Raw genomic sequence first — 17,214 nt, 5'->3', positions numbered from 1 at the left:
TCTTACCTCCAATCTCCCAGACTACTCCTCTTTCTCAAACAGGATCTTTGCATTACCAGGCAGGGCCAGCCTGCATTCCACCTCAATACATTTGGTGATTCCCGCAATGACCGGACATGAGGTATGCCCAGGAAAATGTTCCCCCGCATACTCATAGAGAGGTCCCTGACCCGGTTTTTCAAGACAGACCTCAAAAGCATCAAAGGTGTCTCCCAACTCTTCAAACATCCTGCGCACACTCTCGCAGCCGGAGCTCACTTTCACCCTCACCTCCATTTGGTCCTCAGACTCTGCCTCCACTGATGTCACCAGGCCGCATATGCCTGGCTCAATTTTTACTTTTGTCATACTGCTATCCCCCTAACTTCTTGTAAACTTTGTTATTTTTCCCGGATACCACTCCATAGCCTTTTCCACGCTTTTCTTAGCGGGAAGACCGCTTCCTGAGAGAATCACCACCCGGTTGACACTCTGTGCCTCCCCCTCAAAGGGAACCATCTTAAACATAGGACCTACACAATCCAAAAGGTAAATTTCTCCCTCCACCTTCACAAATCCCTTGACCCGGTAGGTATCCTCTAAAAACATCTCCACAAACTTCTGAAACTCATAGCAGGTAAAGTTTTCCCCAACCTCCAACAGATAGCTGCGCAGGGTGATGTCTTTGGACTGAATCTTTCTGTCTTCCCCTTCCCCCGCCGGACTTTTCATATCTTGAATCCACTCCGGCCGTATCGCGCCGTAGGTAGTGCGGTAAATCTTCATATCCGGCCTGTGCTCCCAGATCAATCGCTCTGTTTCCCCAAGGACCTCCTCACTGACCAGATCCGTCTTGTTTAGCAGAACCACATCGCTGATGCTGATCTGTTTTTTCACAACCGTGGCGGTTCGATAGACTTTTTGGAAGTTTGCGGCATCCGCCAGGCAGATGCTTCCCATATAGTTGATTTCCCCGTAAGCCTGTTGGGCCAAAATCTTTCGGATATTGGTGGGATTGGACAGTCCGGAGGCCTCAATAATGATCATATCCGGCTGTTCCCGCAAGGTTTTTTGCAGTACATTCTCAAACATGTCCAGACGGCATGAACAAAAGATGGAACCGTTGTTGATCTCGTCCAAAACAGTTCCCACCTCTTTCAAAAGCTGTCCGTCAATCCCCTCCTTGCCAAATTCATTGACAATCACATGCATTTTTTTGTCTTCAAAAAGCCGGAGGAATTTCTTTAAGAAGGTCGTTTTCCCAGCACCTAGAAAGCCGGTTACCAGATATAAGTCCGTCATACTGCCTCCTTCCCTTTTGCTCAAATGCCAGTTATCCCGGCCAAAAGGCCGGGATCTGGTTTCTACTTTAACACTTCCTTAATGGCGGCTTCCAACTCCTCTTTTGAGGGCACTATGGAACTGAATTTTAGCTGCCCATTAATATAGATGGATGGAAGATTCTTTACCCCCATTTTCTTACACCTGGCAATGTTTTCTTTTATAGTAAATTTATACTCTATCATGTCAATCTTATCGTTAAACACAGTCTTTGCCTCATTGGCAGCACCCATCATGTAAGTACAGGCAGCACATGTGGCGGAATCCAGAGTAAAAACCTCCACCAGAGGTTTCGTAAGATGCTCATAGTCCGGAATGTCCACCTCAATGTCACTGTCCTCAGCCACATAATTCTTCACCATCTCACGTATCTCATCGGTCTGCAGCACTGCCTGTACTGCTCCAATGGTATTTTCTACCGGAACTGCGTAGGGCATATCACAGCCTGGTGAGAGGATGAAATTCTTTTTGCTTGGAAGGCTGTCTAACAGGTCCACTACAAACTTCATGTTATCCTGCTGTGTGCCATGCAGCATGATAGTGGTCAGAGGGATGTTTCCACCTATGGTTACATTATATTTATCGGTAATCTCTTTGGCTGCCATCAGGTTCACATTCTCATCGATGGAGATGGCATCCGGTTTGGTCTGGCACATGACTTCAATATTCCTGGTGGCATCACCGCATACAAAGAAGGAAGAATAGGCTCCCAGCCCACGGATATGGGCGAACAGCTCTGTGAAGGGCTTGCTCATAAATTCCTCAAAATGGTCAGAAGAAATCTGGGAAATCAGAGGGTCCACAACCGCTATCACATCCATACCAGCCTCGATATAGTATCCGGCCATGTTCTTTGCCACCGCACAGGTGTAATCCAAAAAGTCTTCCACAGCCTCCGGATCATCAAACATATCCATAAAAATATCATTTCCCCTCAAATGGGCTGCCAGGGTAAAGGGACCACAGATCAGTCCATAGAGGGCTACGGTGTCCCCCACTTCCCCTTTGATCTTCCTCATCACATCTAAAATCATGGGAATACGTCCGTCCTCTTTGGTGGGGATTGTGCATCTGCAGGGCACCTCCAGTTCCTCTGCCCCCTCCAGGGGATGTTTCGAGACAGATGGCGGCGCATCGTCAGACCAGGTCAGTTCACACCCCAGGCACTCCGCTTCCACTTGAAGGTCAAAAATCACCGGAAGGCCAAAGGGCTTATACAGCTTGTGTACCTCCCGCAGGGACTCCAATAATTTCTCCCCGTCAGAAAGGATTTCTGTGGCATTGTATCCTGTGAGCTTGCCTGCGTGCACTCCTGCAAAGGGCACCCAAGGTACCTGGTCCGTTTCCTCGTGTCTCAGTGTTGCAAATATTGTCTCTTTCGGCGTCATATCAAAATTTCCTCCTCTTTTTGATTTTTCATTTTATTTAACTTTTTTCACCTAGCTCTGCTTAACATAACTTTGCGATGCATCCCGCTTCTGTATATACCCATTATAGATTCATTCAAAATTCCCGTCAATCGTTCCGGGCCAAGTGACAAATTAAATAAAAAAAATCAATAAAAATTCCAAAAAGGAGAAAATGTATTAGATCTAGTCTAATAGCTCCTCAAACTTGCCCACATATTCCGAGAATACCTGCAGGGCGTTCTCCACAGGCTCCTTTGTGGTCATATCTACCCCGCACAGCTTCAGCAGGTCAATGGGGTCCATGGAACTGCCCCCGCTCAAAAACTTAAAGTAGCCCTTTCGCGCCTGCTCATCCCCTTTTAAAATTCTGGAACTGATGGCAATGGCCGCTGAAAATCCGGTCGCGTACTGATACACATAAAAGGGAGTGTAAAAATGGGGAATTCTGGACCACTCATATCGTATCTGCTCATCCAGCGTCACATCCGGCCCAAAATAATTCTGGTTCAGCTGATAATAAAAATCACACAAAAACTCCGCATTAAGCGTGCCTCCCTCATTCACCACCCTGTGGGTATACTTCTCAAACTCAGCGAACATGGTCTGGCGGTAAAGAGTGGTGCGGAACTGTTCCAGAAAATAGTTTACCAGGTAGGCTTTCTCACTTTTACTCTTGGCATGTTCCATCAGATCATGGATCAGAAGCGCTTCATTGCAGGTGGAAGCCACCTCAGCCACAAAGATCCGGTACCCTGCATACAGATAAGGCTGTGCCTCGTCCGAATACCAGGAATGCAGTGCGTGTCCCATCTCATGTGCCAGGGTAAAGACATTATTTAAGTTATCCTGATAATTTAAGAGCACATAGGGATGGGTGCCGTATGCTCCCCAAGAGTAAGCCCCTGTCCGCTTGCCCTCATTTTCGTACACATCAATCCAACGGTTGTCAAACCCTTTCTGCAGGAGCGCCAGATATTGCTCTCCCAGAGGTGCAAGTCCTCTCTTTACGGTCTCCTTAGCTTCCTCAAAAGAGAGCTTTCTCTTGGCCTGACTCACCATGGGCACATAGATATCGTACATGTGAAGTTCTTCCAGACCCAGTACTTTTTTGCGCAGCTTCAGATAGCGGTGCATAGGCTCCAAATGCTCATGCACACTGGCAATCAGATTGTCATACACAGAAATGGGGATATTTCCTTCATCCAGGGATGCCTCCAGAGCGGATGGATATTTCCTCATCCTGGCGTAGAAGTCTGCCTGCTTTGCGTTCGCCTCATACACAGCAGCCAGTGTGTTTTTAAACCCCGCGTAACCGGCATAGAGGTTCTCAAAAGCCTGTTTTCTGATCCCACGGTTGTCAGACTCCAAAAACGTTACGTATCTTCCCTGGGTTAGGGCAAGCTCCTCCCCCTCTTCTGTAACTACAGGCTGAAAAGTAATGTCCGCATTATTGAACATGGCATAGATATTTGAGGGTCCTTTCGCCATATCCCCGGCCTTGGCGAGCACTTCCTCCATCCGCGCATCCAGTGTATGCTCCTTCTGGCGCAGTATATTGTCAAGAAACCTTCTGAATTCCAAAAGAGCAGGTTCCTCTTCCAAATATTCCCGGATCTTCTCATCCTCAAGAGTAAGTATTTCCGGTACCATAAAAGAGGATGCCGCGTTCAGCTGATTCATCACAATCTCCATCTCCCCTGCCATCTTCTGGCTTTTGCTGTCTCCCATATCCTGATGCAGCAGTTGGTTTGCGTACACATATACCTTCTCAAACCTTTGGCTCATCTGGCAATAGCTCCTTAGCATTTCTAAAAACAGCTCACTGCTCTCCCCAAGTCTGCCCTGATAATCCCCAAAAGACTCTATCTCTCTGTCCAAAATCCGGACATCCTCTGCAAATGCCGCCTCTGACTCATAGAGGTCCTCCAAAGCCCAGGTTGTCTCTCTCTCCATTTCACTGCGTTTTTTTTGCTTTATCATAATCCTGCCTCCAATGTCTATCGTTACCTGATTTCTTTTTATGATATCATATACGGAATCTTTTGTCAGTATTCAGAAATCGTTACTGTTCACACGTTCGCAGTAACATGCATAAATCCCCTTGACATTTCATCCGCACCGATGTATTATTGTATTAATCAATTAATACAATAATACAAGAAGAGGTGAGAACATGCCATGGACCCTAAATTCAGAACGCCCGATCTATGCTCAGATTGTGGAAAAGATACAGATGGATATCATATCCGGTGTCTACGCACCGGGTGACAGGCTGCCCTCTGTTCGGGAACTGGCGGCGGAAGCTTCAGTCAACCCCAACACTATGCAGAAGGCATTGACAGAATTGGAACGCACGGAGCTGGTTTATTCCGTCCGCACCAGTGGACGCTTTATCACGGAGGACACAGCGTTGATTACACAGGTAAAAGAAGAACTGGCTGCAGGCCAGGCAATGGATTTTTTAGAGAAAATGACACAGCTGGGATTTCAAACAGAAGATATCTTCCGTCTTATTGAAAAATTGACGCAAGCCCAACCCCAACCAGAAAAGGAGAGAGAAAAATGAGCAGCATATTAGAATGCAGAGATCTGACAAAGGATTTCGATGGACACAAGGCTGTCTGTAATTTAAACTTAACACTGCCTGAAGGAAAAATTGTGGGCCTTTTGGGTCCCAACGGAAGCGGGAAGACTACGCTGATCAAGATGATCAACGGCCTTCTGAAACCCACCTCCGGCGAACTGCTGGTGGGCGGATTTGTCCCTGGCATTGAGTCAAAGAAACTGGTATCCTATCTTCCTGAGCGCACATACCTGGACGAGAGCCTTCACGTGGCGGATACCCTGACCCTATTTCAGGATTTTTACGAGGACTTTGACATGGGCAGAGCGGAGGATATGCTTCAGAAGCTGAAGATCAATCCCCATGATCAGATCAAGACCCTGTCCAAGGGCACCAGGGAGAAGGTGCAGCTGATTCTGGTCATGAGCCGCAGGGCAAGGCTGTACTGCCTGGATGAGCCTATCGCAGGTGTAGACCCGGCAGCCAGAGATTTTATTATGACAACCATCTTAAATAATTATGCACAGGATGCAACCATTCTGATCTCCACGCACCTTATCGCAGATGTGGAAAACATACTGGATGACGTGATCTTTCTTCAAAACGGACAGATCCGGCTCTTTTCCCCAGTAGACGATATCAGATATCAACAGGGAAAATCCCTGGACGGACTTTTTCGGGAGGTGTTCAAATGTTAGGAAAATTGTTAAAGCATGAGTGGATGGCTGTGTCCCGTTTTCTGTTACTTATTCACGGAATTCTGCTGCTGTTCGTTGTGGCAGGAAGAACACTCCTTCTTTTGCCCATACCCAGCAGGATCAGTGGTACGGTGGCTGTATTTTACTCCATGGTCTATGTATTTGCGCTGGGGGCAGTGGCTCTTGGAACTTGTTTTTACCTGATACTGCGCTTTTACCGGAATATGTTTACAGATCAGGGATATTTAACCCATACCCTGCCGGTGAAGCCCTATGAACTGATCTGGTCTAAGTCCCTGGTTTTTCTGGCCTGGATCATTCTGGATGTGCTTGTATGTATTCTGAGCATCCTAATCATAGTCATGGGATTCCAGGATAACGGCTCTGCCAACCTGATAGCCAGCTTAAAAACGGCCTTTGAGCAGCTAAAGGGCGCCTTCGGGAATCTCTGGCCCCTGGCAGTCCTGCTTGTACTCACTATGTTGCTCACCCTGATTTTCCAGTGGATCAATCTGGCTTACTGCGGTATCTGCGTTGGAAGCCTGTTTTCAAAGCATAAGGTCCTGCTCTCTGTGGTATTCTGCGGTATCTTTTATATGGCTGTGCAGATGGTCTATGGAATCTTCATGGTATTTGTAGCTTTCGGACCCATGATTTTCTCCCAAAATTTTAATCCCTCAGCATTTTCCCTGCGGGTCATGATCCTGGGCATTATCGTATTAGCAGTTGTGTTGGGCACTTGCTTCTACAGTGTTTCCAGACTAATTGTGGCGAAACATCTGAATCTTGACTAGTAAATATAGATTTGCGCAGAAAGAGCACCCCCGCGACCAGGGTGCTCTTTCTCACACAAACAATTATAAAAAAACGAAGTTCTGAGAACTGCGCGTTCTCACGATTAGTGGTGGAACAGACGGATTCCGGTAAATGCCATAACCATGTTGTACTTGTTGCAGCAGTCAATCACCAGATCATCTCTCACAGATCCTCCCGGCTCTGCGATATACTGCACGCCGCTCTTACGGGCGCGTTCTATATTGTCACTGAAGGGGAAGAATGCATCGGATCCCAGAGTTACGCCTGTCATCTGATCCAGCCAAGCTCGTTTTTCCTCCCTGGTAAATACTTCCGGCTTCTCCTTAAATATCTTCTCCCATGCGCCGTCAGCCAGCACATCCATGTATTCCTCTCCGATATAAACATCAATGGCATTGTCCCTGTCCGCACGGCGGATACCGTCCACAAACTTCAGGTTCATCACCTTGGGGCACTGACGAAGCAGCCAGTTGTCAGCCTTCTGTCCAGCCAAACGTGTACAGTGGACACGTGACTGCTGTCCGGCTCCGATGCCGATGGCCTGTCCATCCTTTACAAAGCATACGGAATTGGACTGCGTATATTTCAGCGTAATCAGGGCAATCTTCATGTCTCTCAGGGCATCTGCTGAAAGTTCCTTATTCTCTGTCACAATGTTAGAGAGAAGCGCATCGTCAATAGGCAGTTCCTGTCTTCCCTGTTCAAAAGTAATGCCAAATACTTCTTTGTGCTCAATGGGAGCCGGCCTGTAGTTCTCGTCAATCTGAATCACATTATAATTTCCGTTTTTCTTTGCCTTTAAGATAGCCAGCGCTTCCTCCGTGTACCCCGGAGCGATCACGCCATCCGACACCTCGCGTTTGATGATGCTGGCCGTATCCTTATCGCACTCATCGGACAGGGCGATAAAATCACCGAAGGAGGACATTCTGTCCGCTCCCCTTGCCCTTGCATAGGCGCAGGCCAGAGGGGAGAGCTCTCCCATGTCGTCCACCCAGTAAATCTTTGCCAGGGTCTCGTCCAGCGGAAGGCCGATGGCTGCACCAGCTGGGGATACATGCTTAAAGGAGGTGGCTGCCGGAAGGCCGGTGGCTGCTTTCAGCTCACGCACCAGCTGCCAGCCGTTGAAGGCGTCCAGGAAATTGATATATCCGGGTTTTCCGGAGAGTACCTGGATGGGAAGTTCATTACCATCCGCCACATAGATCTTGGAGGGTTTCTGATTTGGGTTGCATCCGTATTTTAACTCTAATTCTTTCATGGCGTCTCCTTATTGATTCTTATTCACTATTTTGGTCTCATAGTTTCCTGTTGCTATATCAATATACCTTACAAAAAGAGAAACTTTATTGTCTTTATCTAAACTGTTCCAGAGCATCTCTGTAAATGCTTCCATGTCATCCGGAATTTCAACTAATTTGGGTTCTCCCTCAAAGCTGGGAAGAGGATTTCCGTCGCATTTATATGTATGGATGAAATGTCCTTCTCCGGCAACCGGATTTTCATAGGCAAAGGTGTAGCGGTTGCAGGCCTCCGGATTGCCATTGTTGCTCTTTAAGATGGACAGTGCATAGTTGTACAGTCCGTCTTCAATATGCATGATTCCGGAAATACGCGGCGTGTAGTTGGGGCCGTCCGGCTCAAACTCTCTGGTTCTTAAAGACTGTTCAAAAGTCATCTGCTTGTCCATTCCCTCATAGATGGTGTCAGTCTGATCTCCATTGGTCACAATTGTCTTGTTCCCCAGCACACGCACCGGCGCGTAGATGATCAGGCTCGGGTCAGTCAGCTTGGACGGGTCAAATGCCTGGGTACGGATTCCCTCTTTGTCTTCCACAAAGATACGGTTGCGGCTGTTCTCACTTCTGCCCATAATAAAATATGCGGTCACAGCTTTTGTCCCGTCAGCGGATTTACCGATTACGATTCCCCTGCCCGGATAGGCATTGCTTTTTAATTCCTGCTCCAAAGACATCATTTCCATTTCCTTTCTCCTTTCGGTGTGAAAAATTACCATTAACTAATACTAATATATATTTCGAAACAACAAAAAACCACCTGAGGACCTCAGTGGTCGCCCAGGCGGTCGGCATTTCTTTTCACGTTGTACTCCCCGTAGGTACTCCTACTTTTCCGCCAGTCGTACAACCTCTATCGTCATATTACACCATTTGTCTCCGTTTGGCAAGTGGGAATTTCAATTAATTTTAAAACAAAGAGTACGCTGCCCTCCCGTTCGTTTATTACCCACCGTCCCAGACGCTCCAGATAGGAAAACTTTTTCAGGCAGTACAATAGAATACTCTCCTCCGGTGTGTACAGCACCAGAATGCCATTCTCTTTGAGTACCTCCGGAACTTTCTTAAAAAAGCCTTCATACAGTCTGGTGATCTGCTCCATATCTTTGGTCCTGGTAACCCCGGGCAGATTACTGACAATCTCATCAAACAGATATTCGTGTCGGAAGTCCAGGAAGTCACGGTTTATATAATTAATCAACACGCCGGCTGCCTCCGCGTTTTCCCTGCCCTTTTCGATAGCCTCACGAAAGATATCCACTCCGTACATGGGATTTGCAGGCTTCAGAAAATTTCGCTCAATCAACATTGTCCCCACTCCGCAGAAGGGGTCCAGCACCTGGGCGTTCTCCTTCAGCCAGGGTTTGGCCAGCTGCATCACAAGCGCCGCGTTCGCCGGGGCAATGGAGGAGGAAAGTGCGTTTTTACGGTAGGAAAAGCGCTCATCCGGCAGGGTATACAGCTTCAGAAGGGGTACATAGCCCCCATCCTTTTTCTCCAGCAGACGCAGTTCCACCTCATAGTCGGACGTGGAATTGATCAGCTGCCTTCCCGTCATCGCCTCCAGAGTCCGGGTAAACTTGCGCAGAAAATCACTCTTTTTGTCCATTGCCAGGCGCCCACGGTACTCCACTCGGAAACAGAAGGGGCCGTTCTCCCTGTGCATGGATCGAATAAATGCAGCAATTCCCCACCCAGCTAACTGTTTTGCAGCCTCCTGGGGCTGTGCATCCACTGTGGTCAGCTTTGGAAGGGGGAAGAGAAGCTCCGTAAAGGTGCGGATTTTCATCAGTCCTTTGACCTCTTTGGACCTAAGCCTCACACCTCCGGCTAAGAGCACATGCTTTTCCTCATCCAGCTGTTCCCTGGTAATCTCCCTGTGGTTGCGGTTTGTCATCAATATCACCTCCCGCTCTTTTGTTCCATCCAGGTAGGTATGCGCAGAGGGCTTTTCGTATTTCAGCACCATTCTTGTCAGCTCCGCCATCTCATCCAGATAATGCTTCTGGTTTTCCGGCTCCATGCTAAGTGTAGCTGCGCGCTCCAGATATTGTTTGATCTCAGGCAGATAGGCGCTGTAATCATACTTTCTCATTGCCTGCAGATAGGCCGGCTTTACAAAGAGCTGTTCCTCCCTCTCGTATGCATCCCACAGGCTGGGCAGCATATCCTCACATTCCATCTCCCCCAGAATCAGAGCCGCGTTTTTTCTTACCTTAGGGTCTTCGTGGTCAAGAAGTGCTCCCAGCCGTGAGAAATCCCCTCCCAGCAGATAGGCAAAAGCACGCTTCTGATCCCCTGCCTTGATCTCTTTTTTCAGCTGAATTAAATTGGCGCGGGTATCCTCCCCCGCACAGATACGTTCATACAGATCTCTTACCATTGCGTTCTACTCACCATTTTCCTCAATGTATTTGGCCACGTCGCTCTTAAACTCCTGCCATTGATTTTCATTTTCCACAAAATATTTGGGACAGTCTTTACCGGTCACATCATAATGGCGTATTACGTCATCCATGCTCAAATCAAATTTACCACACAGAAAAGCTACCAGTTCCACCAGCGACTGGTAGGTGGCATCCGTAAACTCTCCGCTCTCGTCAGGGTGGCAGCACTCAATGGATACGGTGTCAATATTCCTGCTGTTGGATGCATACGCCACCTCTGAGGTGGGGATGCATTGAATGATCTCTCCATCCAGTCCGATCACAAAATTACTGCTCACTTTATTATCCTGGGTGTCCTTTAGATTTTCAAAGTAATCCCGGTTGTTCTGCGCCGTACTCCCCGGATTGGCCGTATAGTGCACCACCACTCCGGTTATCTTATCCGTAGGTGTTCCGGGTCTGGAGAACTCATTTACAGTCAAAAGCTGTACATCCAGCTCCGGCATGGGAATCTGCTTTGTGGGGTCGCCGATATCATAACGTTCATTTTCCACTTTGCTGCTCACCTGTTTAGGAGAGTTGTTTATAAACTTAAAAAAGAGCAGGATTAAGAGGATACCCGCTAAAATCCCAACCCCCAACAGAACCGTGTGCAGCAGAATTTCTTTTTCCCTCTGCTTTTTTGTCTTTCTCTTTTTTGTTCCGGTATGTTCCTCTTCCCGTCTGTCCCGGGAATGTGCTCTTCTGTTCATTTTGCTCATTGCTCCCTTCAAGAACGCTTTCGTGTTCTTGCCTTTTTAGAACCACTCTATGCAATGAAAGCAGGACAGGCCAAAAGGCCTGTCCCACTCTAAGCTTTTACTCGTCTACGCTGTAGTTCGGCGCTTCCTTTGTGATATGGATATCATGCGGATGGGACTCTTTCAGAGACGCCGCAGAGATCTTCACAAACTTTCCGGTCTGTTTTAATGTCTCCACATTCGGCGCTCCGCAGTATCCCATACCGGAGCGCAGGCCGCCCATAAGCTGGAATACGGTATCCTCCACACTTCCCTTATAGGCCACACGCCCTTCCACGCCTTCAGGAACCAATTTCTTGGCATCCGTCTGGAAATAACGGTCTTTGCTTCCGTTCTCCATAGCCGCAATGGAGCCCATACCGCGGTATACCTTATATTTTCTTCCCTGGAACAACTCAAAAGTTCCCGGGCTCTCGTCACATCCTGCGAAAATACTTCCCATCATACAAACATTTGCTCCCGCTGCGATGGCTTTTGTCATATCTCCGGAATACTTTATGCCGCCGTCAGCGATGATGGGGATATCATATTCCTTGGCAACCGCATAGCAGTCCATGATGGCTGTGATCTGGGGTACACCAATCCCCGCAACCACGCGTGTCGTACAGATAGATCCGGGTCCAATACCCACCTTCACAGCATCCACGCCGGCTTCAATCAGTGCCCTCGTTGCCTCACCGGTTGCCACATTACCTGCAACCACAGACAAATCAGGATATTTCTCTTTGATCATCTTTACACAGTTGATTACATTTGCAGAATGTCCGTGTGCGCTATCCAACACAACCACATCCACATGGGCATTCACCAGAGCAGTCACACGATCCAGTACATTTGCAGTAATTCCCACAGCTGCTCCGCACAGAAGTCTTCCCTGTGCGTCCTTTGCTGACAGAGGATATTTGATCTGTTTTTCTATATCCTTGATGGTGATCAGACCTCTCAAGTTGTTATCATCATCCACGATGGGTAGTTTTTCTTTTCTGGCCTTGGCAAGAATCTTCTTGGCCCCCTCCAGTGTAATTCCCACTTTGGCGGTGATCAGTTCCTCACTGGTCATGGACTCTTTGATTTTCTTAGAAAAATCTTCCTCAAATTTCAAGTCACGGTTTGTGATAATGCCTACCAATTTCCCGTTCTCCGTAATTGGGACACCGGAGATGCGGAATTTGGCCATCAGCTCATTTGCGTCTGCCAGAGTATGTTCAGGTGACAAATAAAATGGGTCCGTTATAACACCATTTTCAGAACGTTTTACCTTGTCCACCTCATCCGCCTGGGCTTCGATGGTCATATTTTTATGAATGATGCCGATGCCGCCCTGTCTAGCCATGGCAATCGCCATACGATGTTCTGTAACGGTGTCCATTCCGGCACTCATCATCGGAATGTTTAACTTAACTGTCTTGGTAAGATTTGTTGACAAATCTACTTGATTTGGTATCACTTCAGAATATGCCGGCACTAAAAGCACATCATCAAATGTAATACCTTCACCAATAATACTACCCATTTTCCGTATCCTCTCTTTCTCTAATGTGTTCGTCAGATGGTAACTTTCTGAAATATTGTAAGTTTCCTTAGTCTAACAAATTCATAAACGCATGTCAACCCAATTTTACTTTTCTCGGTGCAATTCTACGGATATCCTTTAGCATCACATCGTTGAGCTCCAGAAGGATAATCTCCATCCCCTTATCACCATTGTAAACCATTGCGTACACCTTGGATTCGTCTGTCCTGGAAGTGTAGTCCACCACCTTCCCCTTGTTTCCCTGACGATAATAATCCATATCGTGTGATTTCCAGAGGGCAATCAGCTCAGCCTTTTCGATCTCATAGGAACCTGCCCTTTTGCGCTTCTGTTTGGACATAATCTTATCTACGTCCAGCTCACCGTTCACATAGAGATACTCAAATTCCAGATTCAGGGCCGGAAGTTTAAAATAATCCAGCACCGCAAACCCAATCAGAAAAAGAAATCCAATGGGTGTGATAAACAACCCAACAATACCCGAAAGTACGGTAACTGCAATCAGCACTGCCTTCAAAACCTGATCTCCAGCTGTCGCCCTGCGCGGCACTAAAAGCTCTGTGTACAAATCACTCATGTTGTTCCTCCTGTCGCTTACTTTTTCTTATCTACCAGTATACCGAAATTTTTGCCGTTAGGAAAGTAAATATTGCACAAATTTTGCCGCGTTCTTTGTATTTTTTGTGTTCGCAACAATGGAAAGCACTACTGGCTCTGTCCCGTAGAGAGATTCCAGCTTTTCGTTGCCCAAAAGCCTAAGTCCATACACCTTTTCTCCGCCGCCATCCTCCTGGTTTCCGGTGACGCATATCTGTCTGTTGGCTTCCAGGAATTCCTCTCCCAGCGCCTGAGCAAGATCCTGATACATGCCTGCATTCAAATAGTTCTCGTAGATATTTTCCGGCATCACCGTCACATCTAAAGCCTCCGCGCTGATGACAGCCATCAGCTTTGCCTGAGAACCAGCTGTCATCTGATCCCCGCCGTTTAAATTGATCACATAAGAGGAGTCAAGTTCCACCTCCTGATTCTTGCCATTCAAACCGCTGTAAGCCGTAAATTCCCTCTTTAGCGCTTCACTGCCCTCCCCCATGTCCTGGCTGTTAACAAGGGCCACCGACAGCTCCGTTACCATTTGGCTGCCCCTGACGATCTGGACAACAACGCAGACCAGTATCACGATCCCAATGATTCCCGCCAGCAGAGGTTTATAGTAATCCCATATATATTCTAGTTTTTTTCGAAAGGTGAGCTGTTTCAGCTTGGAAATCTCCTCCTTCACCTTCCCTCTTTTGTTTGTATCTTCCATAAGCTATCTTATCCTGCCTTTATCCGCCATGCTAACCAGCCATATGCCAAAACAATGGGCGGATGTCCAAGACGTCCGCCCATAATGGTTCGTTTTTCTGTTTTACATCATTCCCATGCCGCCGGCACCGCCTGCTGGCATTGCAGGTGTCTCTTCCTTGATGTTTGCCACACAGGACTCTGTGGTCAGGAAGGTTGCTGCCACACTTGTCGCATTCTGCAGCGCACTTCTCGTAACCTTTGCCGGGTCCAGGATACCGGCTTTTACCATGTTTACATACTCTTCTTTGTATGCGTCAAAGCCGATGCCTTCCTCTGACTCTTTTACTTTATTGATAATCACAGCACCCTCCAGGCCTGCGTTTGCCGCGATGTGATACAGCGGAGACTCCAGAGCTTTTAAGATCACAGCTGCTCCTGTCTTCTCATCGCCTTCCATGGACTCTACCAGCTTGGCAACTTCCTTAGAAGCATGGATGTAAGCGGAACCGCCTCCTGCTACAATACCCTCCTCAACAGCTGCTCTTGTGGCATTTAAAGCATCCTCCATACGCAGTTTAGCTTCTTTCATCTCTGTCTCAGTAGCCGCACCTACACGGATCACTGCCACGCCGCCTGCCAGCTTTGCAAGTCTCTCCTGCAGTTTTTCTTTGTCAAATTCAGATGTGGTCTCCTCAATGGAGGCTTTGATCTGTCCAATTCTGGCCTGAATAGCCTCTTTGTCTCCCAAGCCATCTACGATAACTGTGTTTTCCTTCTGTACCTTTACAGATTTTGCACGTCCCAGCTGGTCAATGGTTGTATCTTTCAGGTCCAGACCAACTTCCTCGGAAATCACCTGTCCGCCTGTGAGGATTGCGATATCCTCCAGCATAGCTTTTCTTCTGTCGCCGTATCCCGGAGCTTTCACACCTACTACCTGGAAGGTTCCGCGCAGCTTATTTACAATCAGAGTGGTGAGTGCTTCACCCTCGATATCCTCAGCTATGATCAGAAGCTTCTTGCCGGACTGTACGATCTGCTCCAACAGAGGCAGAATCTCCTGAATATTGGAAATTTTCTTGTCTGTGATCAGGATATATGGATCATCCAGAACAGCTTCCATCTTCTCCATATCCGTTGCCATGTATGCAGAGATATACCCTCTGTCAAACTGCATACCTTCTACCAGGTCCAGCTCTGTCTTCATGGTCTTGGATTCTTCGATTGTGATAACTCCGTCATTGGAAACCTTCTCCATCGCATCCGCTACCATATTTCCCACTTCATCATCACCTGCGGAGATAGCTGCCACTCTGGCCATCTGGTCTTTTCCGTCAACCTTGCGGCTCATAGCTGCAATAGCATCCACTGCAATGTCGGTAGCTTTCTTCATTCCCTTGCGCAGTACAATGGGATTTGCACCTGCTGCAAGGTTCTTCATTCCCTCCTGGATCATGGACTGTGCCAGAACTGTTGCGGTTGTGGTACCGTCACCTGCCACGTCATTTGTCTTTGTGGCAACCTCTTTTACCAGCTGTGCGCCCATATTCTCAAATGCATCTTCCAGCTCAATCTCTTTTGCGATGGTGACACCATCGTTTGTGATCAGCGGAGTGCCAAACTGCTTATCCAGAACTACATTTCTGCCTTTGGGTCCTAAGGTTACTCTAACTGTGTCTGCTAATTTGTTTACACCAGCTTCCAGTGCTGCTCTGGCGTCTGCTCCGTATTTGATTTCCTTTGCCATGATTTCTCTGCCTCCTCGATTATTCTACAATTGCCAAGATATCGCTCTGTTTTACGATAATATACTCTACATCATCCAGTTTCACTTCGTTGCCTGCATATTTAGAATAAATTACTTTATCCCCTGCCTTTACCTGCATGGTAACTTCTTTTCCATCTACCACTCCGCCCGGTCCAACAGCTACAACCTCTGCTTCCTGTGGTTTCTCCTGGGCTTTGCTTGCTAAAATAATACCTGATTTTGTAGTCTCTTCTGCTTCAAACTGCTTTAATACAACTCTGTCTCCCAATGGTACTAATTTCATTGTACGACGCCTCCTTAGATATTTGTCAGTTTTTCTGTTATTAGCACTCACTTTTGTCGAGTGCTAACCGTTAGCATTATATTAGTGAAAATCCTTGATTTGTGCAAGCATCATTATTGCCGCGTATTTGGATCTATATCCACTTTTTCTCTTGTTTTCTCTTTTAATCTCCTATTTTCTCACATTTTATTTTTTTAGATTTTTTTTAGATTTCTCTGCGGCGTTTTTTGTATAGGAAAATCCTGCCGTTTCCGGCAGGATTTTCTCAGCTCTTCTTTTCCTTTTTCAGCTCTGCCAGTTCGTCAAATACCACATCATTGATTACCTTAATGTAGGTACCCTTCATTCCGGACGAACGTGACTCTATGACCCCTGCGCTCTCAAATTTGCGCAGAGCATTGACGATCACCGAACGGGTGATTCCCACCCTGTCCGCTATCTTGCTGGCTACCAATATCCCCTCTGTGCCTTCCAGCTCATCAAAAATATGAATGATAGCCTCCAGCTCGGAAAACGACAGTGTGCTGATGGCTGATTTCACAATCTGCACTTTCCGGTTTTCCTCCGCATTCTCTTCATGAACGGAACGCATCATTTCCAGTCCCACCACTGTTGTGCCGTACTCGCTCAAGATAATGTCGTCAATCTCATATTGGCTGTCGCACTTGTACATAAACACCGTGCCAAGCCGCTCTCCTGCGATATCAATGGGATTGATAATCGCTTGATATTTCTTAACTCCATCTCCCATAAATCCAAGTGTTTCCAAGTTTACGTTTTCCTTGGTCGATAATACACCCAAAAGTCTCTCATTCAGCATTGGATCAATAAAGCCCCCGACCTCATCGTCGATCAGCTCTTTGATCTCCTCCACGCCTTCACATAAGCTTACACCAAGGACTTTGCCCTTTTTACTGATTACCAGTATGTTGGAATTCAAAATCTCTGTGAGTACCTCGCAGATGTCATTAAATACCACCTTGCTGGAATTGTTGTTGTGTAAGAGCTTATTGATCTTTCTGGTCTTATCTAGCAATTGTACGCTCAT

17 protein-coding genes and 1 riboswitch are annotated in these 17,214 nt (G+C 47.2%); of the genes, 3 read left to right on the top strand and 14 right to left on the bottom strand.

Annotated elements, in window-relative coordinates:
• Window positions 1-21: 21 nt before the first annotated feature.
• The 4 genes from AC0THY_RS12000 to pepF form a co-directional block, all read right to left on the bottom strand.
• Window positions 22-348 (bottom strand): DUF6951 family protein, encoded by a 327-nt coding sequence (locus AC0THY_RS12000; RefSeq protein ID WP_489990837.1) that lies wholly within the window; start codon window positions 346-348, stop codon window positions 22-24.
• Between the two features lie 12 nt (window positions 349-360).
• Complete coding sequence (locus tag AC0THY_RS11995) at window positions 361-1,281, bottom strand: CobW family GTP-binding protein (RefSeq protein ID WP_489990836.1); 921 nt, start codon at window positions 1,279-1,281, stop codon at window positions 361-363.
• 62 nt (window positions 1,282-1,343) lie between these two features.
• Window positions 1,344-2,708: a uroporphyrinogen decarboxylase family protein gene (locus AC0THY_RS11990; RefSeq protein ID WP_489990835.1), complete on the bottom strand. Its 1,365-nt coding sequence runs from the start codon at window positions 2,706-2,708 to the stop codon at window positions 1,344-1,346.
• Window positions 2,709-2,912: 204 nt separating this feature from the next.
• Window positions 2,913-4,709 (bottom strand): oligoendopeptidase F, encoded by a 1,797-nt coding sequence (gene pepF, locus AC0THY_RS11985; protein WP_489990834.1) that lies wholly within the window; start codon window positions 4,707-4,709, stop codon window positions 2,913-2,915.
• A 193-nt stretch (window positions 4,710-4,902) separates the two neighbouring features.
• Here pepF and AC0THY_RS11980 point away from each other — a divergent pair, with 193 nt between their 5' ends.
• The 3 genes from AC0THY_RS11980 to AC0THY_RS11970 are packed head-to-tail and all read left to right on the top strand — an operon-like array spanning window position 4,903 to window position 6,784.
• On the top strand, window positions 4,903-5,295 hold the full coding sequence (locus tag AC0THY_RS11980) for a GntR family transcriptional regulator (RefSeq protein ID WP_489990833.1): 393 nt from the start codon (window positions 4,903-4,905) through the stop codon (window positions 5,293-5,295).
• Window positions 5,292-5,990 (top strand): ABC transporter ATP-binding protein, encoded by a 699-nt coding sequence (locus AC0THY_RS11975; RefSeq protein ID WP_489990832.1) that lies wholly within the window; start codon window positions 5,292-5,294, stop codon window positions 5,988-5,990. The genes AC0THY_RS11980 and AC0THY_RS11975 overlap by 4 nt, the downstream gene beginning before the upstream one ends.
• Window positions 5,984-6,784 carry a hypothetical protein gene (locus AC0THY_RS11970; RefSeq protein ID WP_489990831.1) on the top strand — a complete coding sequence of 267 codons (801 nt, stop codon included), beginning with the start codon at window positions 5,984-5,986 and terminating at the stop codon, window positions 6,782-6,784. Before AC0THY_RS11975 ends, AC0THY_RS11970 begins: the two co-directional genes overlap by 7 nt.
• Window positions 6,785-6,888: 104 nt before the next feature.
• Here AC0THY_RS11970 and AC0THY_RS11965 read toward each other — a convergent pair whose 3' ends face one another.
• The 10 genes from AC0THY_RS11965 to codY form a co-directional block, all read right to left on the bottom strand.
• Entirely contained in the window at window positions 6,889-8,067 is a 1,179-nt protein-coding gene (locus AC0THY_RS11965) for a phosphoribosylaminoimidazolecarboxamide formyltransferase (RefSeq protein WP_489990830.1), read from the bottom strand.
• A 9-nt stretch (window positions 8,068-8,076) separates the two neighbouring features.
• Window positions 8,077-8,790 (bottom strand): IMP cyclohydrolase, encoded by a 714-nt coding sequence (locus AC0THY_RS11960; protein WP_489990829.1) that lies wholly within the window; start codon window positions 8,788-8,790, stop codon window positions 8,077-8,079.
• 85 nt (window positions 8,791-8,875) lie between these two features.
• Window positions 8,876-8,960, bottom strand: a riboswitch (ZMP/ZTP riboswitch).
• Window positions 8,961-8,963: 3 nt separating this feature from the next.
• The gene (locus tag AC0THY_RS11955; protein WP_489990828.1) at window positions 8,964-10,487 is read right to left on the bottom strand and encodes a methyltransferase domain-containing protein; all 1,524 of its coding nucleotides are present in this window, start codon (window positions 10,485-10,487) and stop codon (window positions 8,964-8,966) included.
• Window positions 10,488-10,493: 6 nt separating this feature from the next.
• The gene (locus AC0THY_RS11950; protein ID WP_489990827.1) at window positions 10,494-11,243 is read right to left on the bottom strand and encodes a peptidoglycan recognition protein family protein; all 750 of its coding nucleotides are present in this window, start codon (window positions 11,241-11,243) and stop codon (window positions 10,494-10,496) included.
• A 106-nt stretch (window positions 11,244-11,349) separates the two neighbouring features.
• Entirely contained in the window at window positions 11,350-12,804 is a 1,455-nt protein-coding gene (gene guaB, locus AC0THY_RS11945) for an IMP dehydrogenase (protein ID WP_489990826.1), read from the bottom strand.
• Window positions 12,805-12,898: 94 nt separating this feature from the next.
• Complete coding sequence (locus tag AC0THY_RS11940; protein ID WP_489990825.1) at window positions 12,899-13,402, bottom strand: DUF6106 family protein; 504 nt, start codon at window positions 13,400-13,402, stop codon at window positions 12,899-12,901.
• Between the two features lie 57 nt (window positions 13,403-13,459).
• Window positions 13,460-14,134 carry a hypothetical protein gene (locus tag AC0THY_RS11935; RefSeq protein ID WP_489990824.1) on the bottom strand — a complete coding sequence of 225 codons (675 nt, stop codon included), beginning with the start codon at window positions 14,132-14,134 and terminating at the stop codon, window positions 13,460-13,462.
• Between the two features lie 102 nt (window positions 14,135-14,236).
• Complete coding sequence (gene groL, locus AC0THY_RS11930) at window positions 14,237-15,862, bottom strand: chaperonin GroEL (RefSeq protein WP_489990823.1); 1,626 nt, start codon at window positions 15,860-15,862, stop codon at window positions 14,237-14,239.
• A gap of 19 nt (window positions 15,863-15,881) precedes the next feature.
• Window positions 15,882-16,166 carry a co-chaperone GroES gene (locus AC0THY_RS11925; protein ID WP_489990822.1) on the bottom strand — a complete coding sequence of 95 codons (285 nt, stop codon included), beginning with the start codon at window positions 16,164-16,166 and terminating at the stop codon, window positions 15,882-15,884.
• A gap of 265 nt (window positions 16,167-16,431) precedes the next feature.
• Window positions 16,432-17,214, bottom strand: coding sequence for a GTP-sensing pleiotropic transcriptional regulator CodY (codY, locus tag AC0THY_RS11920; RefSeq protein ID WP_489990821.1), 783 nt, complete (start codon window positions 17,212-17,214; stop codon window positions 16,432-16,434).

Source organism: Ruminococcus sp. 8Y-12 (assembly GCF_058119865.1).
This window is presented reverse-complemented; position numbering and strand designations above follow the sequence as displayed.